General features: G+C 71.9%; 12 protein-coding genes, 1 pseudogene and 2 riboswitches. Of the genes and pseudogenes, 8 read left to right on the top strand and 5 right to left on the bottom strand.

Annotated features, from left to right (window positions below):
- The first annotated feature begins 21 nt into the window (after positions 1-21).
- The 4 genes from E5671_RS40200 to E5671_RS40185 all read left to right on the top strand — a co-directional run bounded on the left by E5671_RS40200 (position 22) and on the right by E5671_RS40185 (position 5,228).
- The gene (locus tag E5671_RS40200; protein WP_160509145.1) at positions 22-552 is read left to right on the top strand and encodes a GNAT family N-acetyltransferase; all 531 of its coding nucleotides are present in this window, start codon (positions 22-24) and stop codon (positions 550-552) included.
- Positions 553-623: 71 nt separating this feature from the next.
- The gene (locus E5671_RS40195) at positions 624-2,117 is read left to right on the top strand and encodes an ABC transporter substrate-binding protein (RefSeq protein ID WP_160509144.1); all 1,494 of its coding nucleotides are present in this window, start codon (positions 624-626) and stop codon (positions 2,115-2,117) included.
- 7 nt (positions 2,118-2,124) lie between these two features.
- Positions 2,125-3,948 carry an ABC transporter permease subunit gene (locus E5671_RS40190; RefSeq protein WP_160509143.1) on the top strand — a complete coding sequence of 608 codons (1,824 nt, stop codon included), beginning with the start codon at positions 2,125-2,127 and terminating at the stop codon, positions 3,946-3,948.
- Between the two features lie 32 nt (positions 3,949-3,980).
- Entirely contained in the window at positions 3,981-5,228 is a 1,248-nt protein-coding gene (locus tag E5671_RS40185) for an MDR family MFS transporter (protein WP_237330920.1), read from the top strand.
- On the opposite strand, the gene E5671_RS40180 is transcribed toward E5671_RS40185, so the two are convergent.
- From E5671_RS40180 to E5671_RS40160, 5 genes are all read right to left on the bottom strand, one after another.
- Positions 5,217-6,098: an energy-coupling factor ABC transporter ATP-binding protein gene (locus E5671_RS40180; RefSeq protein WP_160509142.1), complete on the bottom strand. Its 882-nt coding sequence runs from the start codon at positions 6,096-6,098 to the stop codon at positions 5,217-5,219. The genes E5671_RS40185 and E5671_RS40180 overlap by 12 nt on opposite strands.
- Positions 6,095-6,844, bottom strand: coding sequence for a cobalt ECF transporter T component CbiQ (gene cbiQ / locus E5671_RS40175; RefSeq protein ID WP_160509141.1), 750 nt, complete (start codon positions 6,842-6,844; stop codon positions 6,095-6,097). Before cbiQ ends, E5671_RS40180 begins: the two co-directional genes overlap by 4 nt.
- A gap of 6 nt (positions 6,845-6,850) precedes the next feature.
- Positions 6,851-7,231 carry an energy-coupling factor ABC transporter substrate-binding protein gene (locus tag E5671_RS40170; RefSeq protein ID WP_160509140.1) on the bottom strand — a complete coding sequence of 127 codons (381 nt, stop codon included), beginning with the start codon at positions 7,229-7,231 and terminating at the stop codon, positions 6,851-6,853.
- Positions 7,231-7,953, bottom strand: a complete 723-nt coding sequence (locus E5671_RS40165) for an energy-coupling factor ABC transporter permease (protein ID WP_160509139.1) — start codon at positions 7,951-7,953, stop codon at positions 7,231-7,233. Before E5671_RS40165 ends, E5671_RS40170 begins: the two co-directional genes overlap by 1 nt.
- A gap of 30 nt (positions 7,954-7,983) precedes the next feature.
- Positions 7,984-8,167: riboswitch (cobalamin riboswitch) on the bottom strand.
- 122 nt (positions 8,168-8,289) lie between these two features.
- Entirely contained in the window at positions 8,290-9,705 is a 1,416-nt protein-coding gene (locus E5671_RS40160) for a short-chain fatty acyl-CoA regulator family protein (RefSeq protein WP_160509138.1), read from the bottom strand.
- Between the two features lie 201 nt (positions 9,706-9,906).
- On the opposite strand from E5671_RS40160, the gene aceA reads away from it, so the two are divergent.
- The 4 genes and pseudogenes from aceA (at position 9,907) to metE (ending at position 16,054) form a co-directional block, all read left to right on the top strand.
- Positions 9,907-11,208, top strand: a complete 1,302-nt coding sequence (gene aceA, locus E5671_RS40155; protein WP_160509137.1) for an isocitrate lyase — start codon at positions 9,907-9,909, stop codon at positions 11,206-11,208.
- 130 nt (positions 11,209-11,338) lie between these two features.
- Entirely contained in the window at positions 11,339-12,961 is a 1,623-nt protein-coding gene (aceB, locus tag E5671_RS40150) for a malate synthase A (protein ID WP_160509136.1), read from the top strand.
- Positions 12,958-13,113, top strand: a pseudogene (locus tag E5671_RS40145) (3-hydroxyacyl-CoA dehydrogenase NAD-binding domain-containing protein); the annotation flags it as partial. The gene aceB and the pseudogene E5671_RS40145, both read left to right, overlap by 4 nt.
- 239 nt (positions 13,114-13,352) lie before the next feature.
- Positions 13,353-13,569: riboswitch (cobalamin riboswitch) on the top strand.
- A gap of 163 nt (positions 13,570-13,732) precedes the next feature.
- Positions 13,733-16,054 carry a 5-methyltetrahydropteroyltriglutamate--homocysteine S-methyltransferase gene (gene metE / locus E5671_RS40140; protein ID WP_160509135.1) on the top strand — a complete coding sequence of 774 codons (2,322 nt, stop codon included), beginning with the start codon at positions 13,733-13,735 and terminating at the stop codon, positions 16,052-16,054.

Here is a 16,054-nt window from a genome sequence, read left to right as displayed (position 1 = left end):
CTTAATGCTTAGGATGTGCAGGTGCTTGAATACCGCATCAAGAGGGCCACCGCCGATGACCTCGGCGCCGCGCGAGCCGTCATGCTCGACACCGTCTACCACGACTTCGACACGGGATACGTGCCGCGCTGGCACGGCGACATCATCGACCTCGACGGCGTGTATCTGAGACCCGCCCGGCACACCCTGCTCGTCGCGGTGGACGAGCGGGACGGGGCGGTCGCCGCCACCGCAGCCCTCGACTCCCGCGGCCCCGCGCACCCGCCGAACCCGCGCTGGATCGCCGAACGCTTCCCCTCGGGCGAGACGGCGCAGCTGCGGCGCGTCTATGTACGGCCCGAGCACCGGCGCCGCGGCCTGGCCCGGCAACTGGTCGGCGAGCTGCTGGAGTTCGCCGCGACGGACGGCGGATACCGGTCCGTCTATCTGCACACTGATCCGGCCGTGACCGGCGCCGAGGCCTTCTGGCGCTCCCTGGGGAAGGTGGTGCACGACGAGCGCGAGGACCCCGGCGCATCGCGTGTCCTGCATTTCGAAGCACCCATGCATTAATGGAAATGGTTGTCATGTAACCTATGGCGCTGCTGCACCTCCGGACCCACTCCACCCCGAGAACGAGGACCATGCGCTCCGTCCGCCACCGTCCCCTCATAGCAGGACTGCTCGTCGCTCCCCTGCTCACCGGCTGTTTCGCCGCCAAGAACGACGCGGCCGGCGACACCGCGGAAGGCGCCCGCCTGAAGGTCGCGCTGGCCTTCCCTCCCTCCGAGAACTTCTCGCCGTACGGCGCCGACGCCACCCTCCTCAGCCGTCTCGGCGTCACCGAGGGCCTGACCGAGCTGGACGCGAACGGCACCGCCGCTCCCGCGCTCGCCGCGTCCTGGAAGCAGGAGAGCGACCGCAGCTGGCTGTTCACCCTGCGCCAGGCGGAGTTCCAGGACGGCGCCCGCGTCACACCGGCCGCCGTCGCGTCGGCCCTCACCCACGCGGGCAAGGCCAAGCCCGTCACCGCCGCCCTGTCGGGCGTCACGCTCACCGCCGAGCCCGTCGGCAAGGACCGGGTCCGGATCACCACCGCCGACCCCGACCCGGCGCTTCCGCTGCGCCTGTCCAGCCCCGGCCTCGCCGTGCTCTCCCCGAAGGCGTACGCGAAGGGCGACAAGGTCAGCCCGGTGGGCACCGCCACGGGGCCCTTCGAGCTCACGAAGACCACCGGCACCACCGCGGCCACCCTCGACCGCTTCGACGCCTACTGGGGCGGCCTGGCCCAGGCCTCCGGCGTCGACGCGCGGTTCATCGCCGACGGCACCGCGCGCACCAACGCCCTGCGCACCGGCGAGATGGACATCGCCGAGGCCGTCCCCGTCTCCCAGGCCGCCTCCCTCGACAAGGGCCACGGCCGCGAGACCGCCACGACACGCACCACGGCACTCCAGCTCAACACCGAGAAGGGCACCTTCAAGGACCCCGGCCTGCGCGCCGCCGCCCGTGCCGCGATCGACACCTCCGCGCTCGCCAAGGACGTGTACGAGGGCCACGCCGACACCGGCAAGGGCATCTTCGGCCCCGCCCTGAACTGGGCCGAGGGGAAGCGGGACAAGCCCGAGGGACGGAAGCGGGCCGCCTCGCCCGGCGGGAAGTCCATCACCCTGGCCACGTACGACAACCGGCCCGAGCTTCCCGAGGTCGCCCAAGTCCTCAAGCAGCAGCTGCAGAAGGCCGGGTTCGAGGTGACGCTCGAGGTGCGCGAGTCGTCCCGCATCGAGGGCGACGCGCTGGCCGGGAAGTTCGACGCGTTCGTCGGCGCCCGCAACACCATGCTCGACACCGGCGACCCCGTGTCGGTCCTCGCCAGCGACTACGCCTGCGACGGCAGCTATAACCTCTCGCAGCTGTGCGACACATCGGTCGACAAGGCGGTTCGGAAGGCCGAGAACACGGCCGAGCCCGCGAAGCGACAGGACGCGACCATGGCCGCCGAGGCCGCGATCCTCGGCACCGACGCGGTCGTGCCGCTGGTCCACCAGCGGATCATCACGGGCGTCGGCGGCTCCGTGCGGGGCGAGATCCTCGACCCGTACGAGCGGACGCTGGTCGGTACCGGCACCAGGCGCTGAGGACCCCATGCGAAAGGGGCTCATCAGCGGTCCTGCGCTGCTCTGGCGCGTGGTCATCGCAGCGGCGCTGCTGTGCCTGATCGGTCTGCTGCCCTGGCTGTCGCGCACCGACCCGGCGCTCACCGTGCTCAAGGCCCGGTCGGCGGAGCGCACACCCACCCCCGAGGACCTGGCCGCCGTCCGCGGCGAACTGGGCCTGGACGACGGCCCGTTGCGTCTGCTCGGCCAGTGGACGGGTGGGCTTCTGCACGGGGACGCCGGGCGGTCGTGGATCTCCGGCGAGGCGGTACTGCCCTCCGTGGTGCAGGCCCTGGGTGTCTCGTTGCTTCTCATGTCGGCGGCGCTCGCGGTGGCTGTCGTGACGGCGGGCGCGGTGTGCTCCCGCACCCTGTGGCTCGGCTCCCGCCGTCGGCTCTCCGGGCGCCGTCGCTCGGGCGGCGGGGCGGCGGTCGTCGCCGCGTTGCCCGAATTCCTGACCGCATCGGTGCTCGCCACCGTGGTCGGCGTGCAGTTGGGCTGGCTGCCCGCCCTCGGCTGGTACGGGCCCAAGTGGCTCGTGCTGCCCGCCGTATCGCTGGGGCTTCCCGCCGGGGCGCTGCTCGGGCGGCTCCTCGACGACCTGCTGCCCGGCGCCTTCGCCGAACCGTGGGCTCGGGCCGCCGTGGCCCGCGGCATCCCGAACGGACGCGTCGCGCGCCAGGCGCTGCGCCGCTGCGTCCCCGGACTGCTGCCGAACCTCGGTCTTTTCCTCGTGGGCCTGACCGGCGGCGCGGTCGCCGTGGAGCAGGTCTTCGACATTCCCGGGCTCGGCCGCACCACCTTGCAGGCCGCGGTGGCACAGGATCTGCCCGTCCTCCAGGCCGGCACGCTCGCGCTCGTACTGCTCGCCGCCGTGGCGGGCGGTCTCTTCCGCCTCGCGTCCCGGCTCACGAGCGGCCCCGCACTGCGCGACGGGGCTCTGCCGACCCTGCACCTTCCCGCGCCGCCCGCGCCGAGTCGGCTGCCGCTGCTGTGCGGCTGTGTGCTGGTGGGCGTCATCTTGTTGAGCCTGGCCCGGGATCCTCTCGCCCTGGACACCGCGGCCCGGCTCCAAGCACCGTCCTGGGCGCACCCGTTCGGCACCGATGCCCTGGGGCGTGATGTGCTTGCCCGGGTCGGGCACGGGGCGCTCCACACCCTCGCGCTGGCCCTGGGGATCAGCGCCTTCGCCCTGGTGGCCGGCGTCCTGCTCGGGCTTCTGCCGCGGTTCTCCGGACCGCTTCTCGACACGCTCAACGCGATACCGCCGACGCTCGCGGGGCTCCTTGTCGCCGGGGTCGCGGGCAGCGGAGCGGCCACCCCCGCGATCGCGGTGGCCGCCGTCGCGTGGGTTCCGCTGGCCGCCCATGCCGCCGCCCTGCTCCTCCAGGAGCGCGCCACGCTGCACTTGACGGCGACACGGAGTCTGGGCGCAGGCCGTCGGCACCAGCTCCGGCACCATCTGCTGCCCGCGGTTCTGCCGCCCGTCGCCCGCCACGCGCTGCTGCGGCTCCCCGCCGTCGCGCTGGCCCTGGCCGCACTCGGCTTCCTCGGCCTCGGCGCGCAGCCGCCGTCCCCCGAGTGGGGTCTGCTGCTCGCCGAGAACCAGCCCTACGCGGAACGCGCCCCCTGGGCCCTGCTCGCTCCGGCAGCCGCGCTCGCCCTGCTCGGCGCTCTCGCGGTGACGGCGGCGGGCGGCGTGCCGGTCCCCCGATGGCTGCGGCGTAGGCGCCGACCCCACGAACCCCCGCGCACGGCCGAAGTACGCCCCTCGGAGCGGGAGTTGGCCACGGCCGGGGCGGCTGCCCGGTGAGCGTCCGACACCAGCTGTCCTTGCCCGCGCGGCTGCGGCCCGCGAAGCGCGTACGCCGCGAACCGACCTGGCCGCACCTGTCACCGCTCCTTCGCCTGCTGATCCTGACCCAACTCGCCTTCAACATCGGCTTCTTCGCCGTGCTGCCCTTCCTGGCAGAGCACCTGGGCGCGGCGATCGGCATGGCGGGCTGGCTCGTCGGCCTCGTGCTCGGTCTGCGGACGTTCAGCCAGCAGGGGCTGTTCGTCGTGGGCGGCGCGCTGACCGACCGGTACGGCGTACGGCCGGTCGTGCTCACCGGCTGCCTGCTGCGGATCGCCGGTTTCGCCTGGCTCGGTTACGCGCAGCAGACGTGGTCGGTCATCGGCGCGGTGCTCCTGATCGGCTTCGCCGCGGCCCTGTTCTCGCCCGCCGTGGAATCCGAGGTCGCCCGGCAGGCGGTGCTCTGGGAGGAGTCGGGGCGCGGCCCGCGCACTCGTGTCCTCGCCCTGCTGACCGTGGCCGGCCAGGCGGGCGCGTTCCTCGGTCCGCTCCTCGGCGCGCTGCTGCTCTCCGTCGACTTCCGCACCGTCTGCCTGGCCGGGGCCGGGGTCTTCGTCCTCGTCCTTGCCGGGCACCTGTGGCTGCTGCCCCAGCACATCCCGGGGCGCGAGCGGATCCGCGTACGAGGAGGAGTGGGCGAGTTGCTGCGCAACCGCCGCTTCCTGGCGGTGTGCGGCGCGTACGGCGCCTACCTCCTGGCGTACAACCAGCTCTATCTCGCCCTGCCGGAGGAGGTGGAGCGCACGGCCGGGTCGCAGGCGCCGCTCGCCTGGCTCTTCGCCCTCTCCTCCCTGCTTGTGGTGACCACGCAGCTCCCGGTCACGCATTGGGCGGCGGGGCGGCTGGACCAACGGCGCTCGATGGCGACGGGGCTGGTGCTCATCTCCGCAGGGTTCACCGTGGTGGCCGCCGCGCGCCCGGCCGCGCTGACCGGGGTGGCCGGGCTGCTGCCCGCCGCCGCCTTCGTCGTCCTCCTCACCCTCGGCCAGATGCTGGTCGCTCCGGCAGCCCGCGCCTGGGTCCCCGATCTCACGCCGGACGGCAGGCTCGGCCTCTACACCGGTGCCCTGTCCTCGGTCTCGGGCCTGATCGTCCTGGCGGGCAGCGCCGCGACGGGCTCACTCCTGGACGCAGGGCTGCCGCCCTGGGCCCCGTGGCTCACACTGGCCGCGATCCCGCTCCTGGCCCTGACACTCCTGCCCGACCGATCCCGGCCCCCGGGCCGGTCACCCCGCTGACGCGCCGGGCACCACCGAGGCCATCAGCGCCGCCAACTCCTCGGGAGTGCGCGGTCCGTCGCCCGCCCCGGGCAGCAGGCCCTTCGTCCGCAGCAGCTCCGTGACGGCGATTCCCCACGGCAGGCGGAGGCCCGCCTGCGCGAGGAGGTCCCTGTGGGCGAGCATCTCCGCAACCGGCCCCGCGCGCACTCCCGAGGGGGTGAGCAGCGCCGCGTCGTCGGCCCAGCGCAGGGCCAGATCCACGTCGTGGGTGGCCATCACCACGGTCGTTCCCGCGTCCCGCAGGCCTTGCAGGGTCGCCAGGAGGCGCTCCTGGCCGTCGGGGTCGAGCCCCGCGGTCGGCTCGTCGAGGATCAGGACGCGGGGGCGCATCGCCACGGCGCCCGCGATGGCCGTCCGCTTCCGCTGGCCGTAGGAGAGCAGATGGGTGGGGCGGTCCGACAGGGCGCTGATGTCGAGCGCGGCGAGCGCCTCGGCGACCCGGCCGCGGACCTCGTCGTCCGGCAGCCCCAGGTTCAGCGGCCCGAAGGACACGTCCTGCTCGACCGAGGCGGCGAACAGCTGGTCGTCGGGGTCCTGGACGACCAGCTGAACGGTGGTGCGCAGCCGGGTGAGCCCCCTGCGGTCGTACGTCACGGGGGTGCCGTCGACCGTCAATCCGCCCTGGTCCGGGCGCAGTCCACCACTCAGCAGCCGCATCAGGGTGGTCTTGCCGCTGCCGTTGCGGCCAAGGAGCGCGAGCGCGCGGCCTTCGGTGACATCGAAGTCCAGGCCACTGAGCACGGTGGGCCCGTCTTCGTACGCGTAGGAGGCGGCCCGAAGAGCGACCAAGGACCCGCTCGGCTCGCGAGGAGCGCTCGGCTCGCTCATGGAAGAAGCCTTTCCAGTACAAGGGTGAGGGCCGCAAGGCCCAGGAGGAGCACGGCGCTTGCCGCCACGAAGCTCCGGGAGATCCGGGCGTCCGGCACGAGCACCCGCAGGGTTCCGTCGTACCCGCGTCCGGCGAGCCCGGCCTGGAGCCTGCTCGCCCGGTCGAAGGCCCGCACGAACGCGGTGGCGCCGAGACCGCCGAGGGAACGCCAGGTGGCGGCGCGGGTCGTGTGGCCGAGGCGCGCGGCCTGCGCCTGCCGGATCCGGCTCATGGAGTCCAGGAGCAGGAAGCTCATCCGGTACATGACGAGGGCCACGTCGACGACCGGCGCCGGAACACCCGCTTTCACCAGGCGGGGCAGCAGGTCCGACATCGGCGTGGTGAAGGCGAACAGGAGCACGCCGAGGGAGGCCGCCGATGTGCGCAGGAGCAGACCGCCCGCACGGGCGGGGCCGCCGTCGGCGAGTGTGACGAACCCTTCGGGCCCGCCGAGTTGGACGATGAGGGTCAGTGCGCCTGTGACGCAGAAGCCGAGCGGCACGCGGTAGGCGCGCCACAGTTTGCGCGGCGGCACACCGGCGGGCCCGAGCAGCACGGCGAGCGCGGCGGCAAGGACCAGGGCGGCACCCGGCCAGGGCGGCAGGGAGACCGCAAGGACGGTGAGGCCGAGCCCGAGCACGGCTTTGTCCACGGGGTGGCGGCGGCGCCAGCGACTGCTGTGCGCCGCCGCGTCGATGGGCAGCACGCGGGGTCAGACCTGCTCGGTCTCGGCCCGGGTGCTCTCCGCGTCGGCGGCCTTCTCCGCAGGCGCCCCCTCGGCCTCGGCCCGCGCGATCTCCGCGCCCTGACGGCGCCCCTTGCGCAGACCGAAGTAGTACGCGAGGACGCCCGCCCCCAGCGCCGCCTGGAGCGCGAAGAGCGCCGACTCGACCTCCCCGGAGGGGGGTTCGTACAGCGGCGAGAACCAGGGTTCGTAATCCGGCTTGATCTCGGTGATCGCTGTCTCGGCCTGGGCGTCGGCCCCGGTGAACGGCTCCTTCTCGTCGTCGCCGAGGCCGAGCGCCAACGGCAGCACGGCGAGCGCGGCGACGATGAGGAGGAGCAGAGTGTTGATCTTCGCGTTCCGGCTCATCAGGCGCTGGCCCCCGTCTCCGTCTTGGTGTTCCTGTCCGCCTTCGCGCCCGACCGCTTGCCCTGGAGCAGCACGCCGAGCCGCGTGAGTTCACCCTTGCTTGACTGCACGAGCAACCGCATCACGATGACGGTGAGCAGTCCCTCGCTGACCGCGAGGGGGATCTGCGTGACGGCGAAGATGCCGCCGAACTTGCCGAGGGCGCCGATGAATCCGCTGCTGGGGTCGGGGAACGCCATGGCCAGCTGGACGCTGGTGACGCAGTACGTGGACAGGTCGGCGACGAACGCGCCGAAGAACACGGCGACCATGAGCGGTACGTCGTACCGCTTCAGGAGCCGGTAGACGGCGTATCCCGCCCATGGCCCGATGATCGCCATGGAGAAGACGTTGGCGCCGAGCGTGGTGAGCCCGCCGTGGGCGAGCAGCAGGGCCTGGAACAGCAGCGTGATGGTGCCGAGCACCGTCATGATCGGCGGCCGGAACAGGATCGCGCCGAGCCCGGTGCCCGTGGGATGTGAGCAACTGCCCGTGACGGAAGGGATTTTCAGCGCGGAAAGGACAAAGGTGAAGGCTCCGGAGGCGCCCAGGAGCAGAGTGCTCTCCGGGTGTTCCTTGACTTCACGGGTGAGGGAGCGGACTCCGTGGACGACGAACGGCGCGGACGCTACGCCCCAGGCGATCGCGTGCGCCGGTGGGAGGAAACCCTCGGCTATGTGCATGGCTAAGCAGACCCTCTCCAGCACCTCGTGGATGGACAACGCGCCTTGGCCGGTCTCCTGGCTGACGGGTCGTACCGACCGGACTCCGCCTTCCCGGGTACGCGCGTACCCAGTGGCTGCCGCGAGGGCTGGAGCCGGACTTCCCGATCACAGTGGCGAGGGCCGCACCGGCATCACACCGGATTTCCCGAGCACCAAGGCGTGGCGACCTTAGTGCGCAATCGAGTTACCTGACAACTTGCGGGACCGTGCCACCTGTGGCACGTGCGAGCGCACACGACCAGGGCGTACGCCCCTGGTCAGCCCATGTGCCTCCGTCCTTGATGTCGGCACTCTTCAGTCCCTCGCCTGCTCCCCGGCCACGGGATAGGGAACGAAGGTGCTGCTGTTCTCGTCGATCGCCAGGCGGCGGTCCAGCGGGGGCACTGCCCGCTGGGGGCAGTCGGTGCGTTCGCAGAGGCGGCAGCCCATGCCGATGGGCACGGCCGATGAGGCGCTGTCGAGATCGAGGCCGTCGGAGTAGACGAGCCGCCCGGCATGGCGGATCTCGCAGCCGAGGCCGATGGCGAACGTCTTGCCGGGCTCGCCCCAGCCGCCGCGGTGCCGGGTGACCGCACGGGCGGTCCACAGGAAACGCTGCCCGTCCGGCATCGAGGCGACCTGGACGTGGATGCGGCCCGGCGCGGCGAACGCCTCGTACACGTTCCACAGCGGACAGGTGCCGCCCGCGCGGGAGAAGTGGAACGCGGTGGCTGACTGACGCTTCGACATGTTGCCCGCCCGGTCGACGCGGACGAAGGAGAAGGACACGCCGCGCAGCCGGGGGCGCTGCAGGGTGCTGAGACGGTGGCAGATGGTCTCGTAGCCGAGGCCGAAGTGGTCGGTGAGACCCTCGATGTCGTACCGGAACTCCTCCGCGGCCGCGTGGAAGCGGCGGTACGGCAGGATCAGCGCGGCCGCGAAGTAGTTGGCGATGCCGATGCGGGCCAGCGGCCAGGCCGCGGTCTCCTGACCGAAGTCCTCCGACGCGAGCGCGGAGATCTCGTCCGCGTACTCCAGGAGCGCGAGCTGGGTGGCCATCCGGAACGCCTGCTGGCCGGGGCGCAGCCGGCTGGAGAGGTGCAGGACCCGGGCCGTCGGGTCGTAGTGGTGCAGGAGTCCTTCGGCGTCCGCGACCAGGCGCACCCCGTGGCGCTCGGCGAGGCGCGCCGACAGGGCACGAACGACCTCGCCGGGGCGTACGCCGATCTCCGCCGCGAACCTCTCGGCGGCCAGGTCCATGTCGTGCAGGTAGTTCTGGCGCCGGTAGAAGAACTCGCGGATCTCCTCGTGCGCGGAACGCGGCTGGGCCACCGTTCCCGGCCCCCGGCCCTCCGCGGCTTCGGAGAGCTGTTCGGTGAGGTGCTGGTTCCGGCGGCCGAGGTCGACCAGGACCGTCGCCACGGCGGGCATGCGCGATGCCAGGTCCGAGAGGTCGGATGCGGAGACCCGCCCCGCGGCCACCTCGCCGGTGAGGGCGTCCCGCAGGTCGGCCACCAGACGGCTGGTGTCGCGCTCGGAGAAGAAGCCGGGGTCGACGCCGAACGCCTCCGTGAGACGCAGCAGTACGGGCACGGTCAGCGGCCGGGAGTCGTGCTCCATCTGGTTCAGATAACTCGGCGAGATGGCCAGGGCACGAGCCAGGTCGGCCTGGCTCATCCGGCGTTCCTCCCGCAGCCGTCGCAGTCGCGCTCCCGCGTACGTCTTGCTCACCCGTGGCTCCTGTTAACAGAGTTGGCAATTCGGCGGGGGAAGATGCGCAGAACTTGGCATCTTTCCCCGGTTGTTGGCACTGAGTGCCAATGCCAGAGTCGTACCGCGGCCCGCCGGGCTCCGCCGACGGGCCGCACCTTGCATTCGTCCGGCACTCAGTGCCTGACATTCGCACAGTTCACGATTCTCCGGGAGACGGTCATGGCACAGGCAGGGACGACGGCGGCAACGGCCCAGGAGACGGCTCAGGAGCTGGCTCAGCGGTGGGCGGCCGACGCCCGGTGGAAGGGCATCGAGCGCACCTACTCCGCAGAGGACGTGGTCAGGCTCTCCGGCAGCGTCCGCGAGGAGCACACCCTGGCCCGGCGCGGCGCCGAGCGGCTGTGGCGCCAACTGCACGAGCGGGACTACATCCACGCGCTCGGCGCGCTGACCGGCGGCCAGGCGGTCCAGCAGGTCAAGGCCGGTCTTCAGGCCATCTACCTGTCCGGCTGGCAGGTGGCCGCCGACGCCAACCAGGCCGGGCACACCTACCCCGACCAGTCGCTCTACCCCGCCAACTCCGTGCCGCAGGTGGTCCGTCGGATCAACAACGCCCTGCTGCGCGCCGACCAGATCGCCACCGCCGAGGGCGGCGATGACACCACCGACTGGCTCGCGCCGATCGTCGCCGACGCGGAGGCCGGCTTCGGCGGACCGCTCAACGCCTTCGAGCTGACCAAGGCGATGATCGCCGCGGGCGCGGCAGGCATCCACTACGAGGACCAGCTGGCCTCGGAGAAGAAGTGCGGTCACCTGGGCGGCAAGGTCCTCGTGCCGACCGGCCAGCACATCCGTACCCTCAACGCGGCCCGCCTGGCCGCCGACATCGCCGATGTGCCGACGCTGATCGTGGCGCGCACGGACGCGCTCGCGGCGAACCTGCTGACCAGCGATGTAGACGAGCGTGACGCCGAGTTCGTCACGGGCGAGCGCACCGCCGAGGGCTTCTACCGGGTGCGCAGCGGCATGGCGCCCGTCATCTCCCGGGGCCTCGCCTATGCCCCGTACGCGGATCTCATCTGGGTCGAGACCGGCACCCCCGACCTCGCTCAGGCCCGCGAGTTCGCCGAGGCGATCCACGCCGAGCACCCCGACCAGATGCTCGCCTACAACTGCTCGCCGTCCTTCAACTGGCGTGCGGCCCTGGACGACGACCAGATCGCCAAGTTCCAGCGGGAGTTGGGCGCGATGGGCTACCGCTTCCAGTTCATCACCCTGGCCGGCTTCCACTCCCTCAACCACGGCATGTTCGACCTGGCCCGCGGCTACGCCGAGCACGGCATGACCGCCTATGTAGACCTCCAGGAGCGCGAGTTCGCCGCACAGGCGCAGGGCTTCACCGCCGTGAAGCACCAGCGTGAGGTCGGTACCGGCTACTTCGACCAGGTGTCCACCGCGGTCAACCCGGCCTCGTCGACGACGGCGCTCGCCGGTTCCACCGAGGAAGAGCAGTTCCACTAGGCGCTTGGGCGCTTCGCTGGATCGCCGCATTGATGTCCGCGGGCCGGTGGGGGCTGGGCGCGCAGTTCCCCGCGCCCCTTACGGGGCGCCCCCCGCCGTCCCCAATCCGCCCCCCACTGAGGAGACCCGCATGTCCATCTCCGCTCCCACCCGCCGTGCCCAGGTCCTCGGCCCACCGGCCGACCGGCACGACGAGATCCTCACCCCCGAGGCGCTGGAGTTCGTCGGCCGCCTCGTCGGCGCCTTCGCCGACCGCCGCCTGGAGATCCTCAAGGAGCGCACGCGGGTGGGCGCCCGCCTCGCTTCCGGTTCCCCGCTCGACTTCTCCATCGCCACCGCCCGCGTCCGGGCGGACGACTCCTGGCAGGTGGCTCCCCCGGCCCCCGGACTCACCGACCGCCGAGTGGAGATCACCGGACCGCCCGAGCGCGCGATGGCGGTCAACGCCCTCAACTCCGGTGCGCGGGTGTGGATGGCGGACTTCGAGGACGCCACCTCACCCACCTGGGACAACATCATCGGCGGTCAGCTGAACCTGCTCGACGCCATCGAGCGCAGGATCGACTTCACCACGCCGGAGGGGAAGCGGTACCGGCTCGGCGAGCGCCTCGCGACCATCGTCGTCCGCCCGCGCGGCTGGCATCTGACCGAAGAGCACCTGGAGTTCGACGGCAGGCCCGCGCCCGCCTCCCTGGTCGACTTCGGGCTCTACTTCTTCCACTGCGCCCAGCGGCAGATCGACGCCGGGCACGGCCCGTACTTCTATCTGCCGAAGCTGGAGAACCGCGACGAGGCGCGGCTGTGGAACGACGTTTTCGTCCTCGCCCAGGACCTCATGGGCATCCCGCACGGCACGATCCGGGCCACCGTCCTGATCGAGACCATCACGGCGGCCGTCCAGATGGAGGAGATCCTCCACGAGCTCCGCGAGCACAGCTCGGGCCTCAACGCGGGCCGCTGGGACTACCTCTTCAGCCTCATCAAGACCTTCGGGCACCGCACCGACTTTCTGCTGCCCGACCGGGCGAAGGTCACCATGACCGCCCCCTTCATGCGCGCGTACACCGATCTCCTCGTACGCACCTGCCACAAGCGCGGTGCCCACGCGATCGGCGGCATGGCCGCCCACGTGCCCGGCAAGGACCCGGACGCCCATCAGGCGGCCATCGCCACGGTGCGCCTGGACAAGGAACGCGAGGCCGAGGACGGCTTCGACGGCTCCTGGGTCGCCCATCCCGCGCTTGTCCCCGTGTGCCGCGGGGTGTTCGACGGGGTGCTCGGCACCCGCCCGCATCAGATCGACCGCACCCGCGACGACGTCGAGGTGACGGCGGCTCAGCTGCTGTCCGTGCGCCGCGTCAGCGCGCCGCCCACAGCGGAGGGCGTGCGCACGAACATCGCGGTCGCCCTGCGTTACTTCGCCGCCTGGCTGCGGGGGCGGGGGGCCGTCGCCCTGTACGGGCTGATGGAGGACGCGGCCACGGCCGAGATCGCCCGGGTGCAGATCTGGCAGTGGCTGCGCCACCGGGCCGTCGATCGCACGACCGTACTCGCGCTGGTGGAGGACGAACTCGCCGCCTTGGGGGCGGAGTACCCGTGGGCGCCGCTCGACGAAATCCGCGGGCTCTTCGAACGGAGCGCGCTGGCACGGGAGTTGCCCGCGTTCTTCACCACCGATGCCTACAGCCGCCACCTTGTGGACCAGCCGTTCGTGCGCGACCCGCTCGCCCGCCGTTCGGAGGGTCAGTCATGACCGCGGCCATTCGCCGGGTCGGCGTGGTGGGCGGAGGCCAGATGGGCGCCGGAATCGCCGAAGTGTGCGCCCGCGCCGGCCTGGACACCCTGGTCTGCGAGGCCGACGCCCTCGCAGCACGCGCCGCCCGCGAGCGCGTCGCCGTCTCACTCGGTGGAAGCGGGGCTGCTCGGCCGCAAGAGCGGGCGCGGGTTCCACCTCTACGACCGGGGCTGAGGGGCCCGGGTCCGCCGTCGGGCTGAGGGGCCCGCGGCTGCTGTGAGCGGGGCGCGGAACAGAGTGGTGATCTGTTCCGCGCCCCATCAGGTGTTCGCCCCCCGTCCAAGGCATTGGTGTCGCACCTCACGGTCCGGAATGTGATCAGTACTGCCCAAGAGGCCGACCACCCTCTAGCCTGACCTGTGCAGCTGGTTCGCCCTGTCCGCCAGGCAGACGCGTCGTAAGAGGGAACCCGGTGGGAATCCGGGACTGCCCCGCAGCGGTGAGTGGGAACGACCTCCGTCATACGCACTGGATCCGAGCAGGATCCGGGAAGCGACGGCCAGTAGGGATCTGCCTCGGCAGGTGTGCCCACAAGTCCGAAGACCTGCCTGTTGCCCGCATGTGATCCCTCACGTGCGGATATCCCGGTGACCTCGTGGGCGGGTCGGCGTACAGATCAGGTGGAGCACCGCGCCGGTGGCGCGCGTCCGGTCCATCCGGTTCGTCATCCCTTCGCGTCCGTGTCCCGTCCCCGGGATTCTCAGGAGTCATCTCGCGAAGGAGATTTCCGTGACAGCGAAGTCCGCAGCTGCGGCAGCACGGTCCACCGTGTACGGCTACCCCCGCCAGGGCCCCGACCGGGAACTGAAGAAGGCCGTCGAGGGCTATTGGAAGGGCCGCGTCAGCGCCGACACCCTCCGGGAGACCGCGGCGCGGCTGCGCCGGTCCACCTGGCGGCACCTGTCCGACGCCGGCATCCACGAAGTGCCGACCGGTGACTTCTCGTACTACGACCATGTCCTGGACACCAGCGTCATGGTCGGCGCCGTCCCGCGGCGGCACCGCGAGGCCGTCGACACCGACGCGCTCGACGGTTACTTCGCGATGGCACGCGGCACCCAGGACGTGGCGCCCCTTGAGATGACCAAGTGGTTCGACACCAACTACCACTACCTCGTACCGGAGCTGGGCCCCGACACCGTCTTCACCGCCGACTCGGCCAAGCAGGTCGCCGAGCTCAAGGAGGCCGTCGCGCTCGGCCTCGCCGCACGCCCGGTGCTGGTCGGCCCTGTGACCTATCTGCTGCTCGCCAAGCCCGCGCCCGGCGTGGCCGCGGGCTTCGAGCCCCTGACGCTCCTTGACCGTCTGCTGCCCGTGTACGCCGAGGTCATCGCCGACCTGCGCGCGGCGGGCGCCGAGTGGGTGCAGCTCGACGAGCCCGCCCTCGTCCAGGACCGCACCCCGGCGGAGCTCAACGCCGTCGCACGCGCCTACCGTGACCTGGGCGCCCTCACCGACCGCCCGAAGCTGCTCGTCGCCTCCTACTTCGGCAGGCTCGGCGAGGCGCTGCCGGTGCTCGCCAAGGCGCCGGTGGAGGGCCTCGCCCTGGACTTCACGGAGTCCGCCGCCAGCCAGCTCGAGGACCTCGCCGCCGTCGGCGGGCTGCCCGGCAAGCGGCTGGTCGCGGGCGTCGTCAACGGCCGCAACATCTGGATCAACGACCTGGAGAAGTCCCTGTCCACGCTGGGCACGCTCCTGGGCCTCGCCGACCGGGTCGACGTCTCCGCGTCCTGCTCCCTGCTGCACGTCCCGCTGGATGCCACCGCCGAGCGGGACATCGACCCGCAGATCGCCCGCTGGCTCGCCTTCGCCCACCAGAAGACCACCGAGATCGCCACGCTGGCCCGCGGCCTGGTGCAGGGCAGGGACACCATCACGGCCGAACTGTCCGCCAACCGCGCCGACCTGGCGTCCCGCTCGGGCTCGGCCCTCACCCACGATCCGGCCGTACGTTCCCGCGTCGCCGCCGTCACGGGCTCCGATGGCCGCCGCGCGCACGCCTATCCGGAGCGTGCGGCGGCTCAGCGAACCCGCCTCGGTCTGCCGCTGCTTCCCACGACCACCATCGGCTCGTTCCCGCAGACCACCGAACTGCGCACCGCACGGGCCGACTTGCGAGCGGGCCGCATCGACACGGACGGTTACGAGGAGCGCATCCGCTCCGAGATCAGCGAGGTCGTCGCGTTCCAGGAGAAGGCGGGCATCGACGTCCTGGTGCACGGCGAGCCCGAACGCAACGACATGGTGCAGTACTTCGCCGAGCAGCTCACCGGCTACCTCGCCACGCAGCACGGCTGGGTCCAGTCGTACGGCACCCGTTATGTGCGCCCGCCGGTCCTCGCGGGCGACATCTCCCGGCCTGTGCCGATGACGGTGCGCTGGACCTCGTACGCCAACTCCCTCACCGACCGCCCCGTGAAGGGCATGCTCACCGGTCCTGTCACCATGCTCGCCTGGTCCTTCGTCCGCGACGACCAGCCGCTGGGCGACACGGCACGCCAGGTCGCCCTCGCCCTTCGCGACGAGGTCGACGACCTGGAGACCGCGGGGACTTCGGTCATCCAGGTCGACGAGCCCGCGCTGCGCGAGACGCTGCCGCTGCGTACCGCCGAGCACGCCGCGTACCTGGACTGGGCCACGGAATCCTTCCGCCTCACCACGAGCGGCGTCCGGCCGGACACGCAGATCCACACCCACATGTGCTACGCCGAGTTCGGAGACATCGTCCAGGCCATCGACGACCTCGACGCCGACGTCATCAGCCTGGAGGCCGCGCGCTCGCACATGCAGGTGGCCCGCGAACTGGCCGAGCACGGCTACCCGCGCGAGGCGGGACCCGGGGTCTACGACATCCACTCCCCGCGCGTACCGAGCACCGAGGAGGCAGCGGCCCTGCTGCGCAAGGGACTTGAGGCCATCCCCGCCGAGCGGCTGTGGGTGAACCCCGACTGCGGCCTCAAGACCCGCGGCTGGCCCGAGACCAAGGCCTCCCTGGAGAACCTGGTCGCGGCCGCGCGCGAGGTGAGGGCGGAGCTGCCCGCGGGTTCCTGA

The organism is Streptomyces sp. BA2, assembly GCF_009769735.1.
Classification (GTDB): domain Bacteria; phylum Actinomycetota; class Actinomycetes; order Streptomycetales; family Streptomycetaceae; genus Streptomyces.
This window is presented reverse-complemented; position numbering and strand designations above follow the sequence as displayed.

Excerpts from the sequence above, each read along its gene's own strand:
- E5671_RS40190 (WP_160509143.1), top strand. The coding sequence starts at position 2,125 with ATGCGAAAGGGGCTCATCAGCGGTCCTGCGCTGCTCTGGCGCGTGGTC.
- aceA (WP_160509137.1), top strand. The coding sequence starts at position 9,907 with ATGGCACAGGCAGGGACGACGGCGGCAACGGCCCAGGAGACGGCTCAG.
- E5671_RS40195 (WP_160509144.1), top strand. The coding sequence starts at position 624 with ATGCGCTCCGTCCGCCACCGTCCCCTCATAGCAGGACTGCTCGTCGCT.
- E5671_RS40170 (WP_160509140.1), bottom strand. The coding sequence starts at position 7,231 with ATGAGCCGGAACGCGAAGATCAACACTCTGCTCCTCCTCATCGTCGCC.
- E5671_RS40165 (WP_160509139.1), bottom strand. The coding sequence starts at position 7,953 with ATGCACATAGCCGAGGGTTTCCTCCCACCGGCGCACGCGATCGCCTGG.
- E5671_RS40180 (WP_160509142.1), bottom strand. The coding sequence starts at position 6,098 with ATGAGCGAGCCGAGCGCTCCTCGCGAGCCGAGCGGGTCCTTGGTCGCT.
- aceB (WP_160509136.1), top strand. The coding sequence starts at position 11,339 with ATGTCCATCTCCGCTCCCACCCGCCGTGCCCAGGTCCTCGGCCCACCG.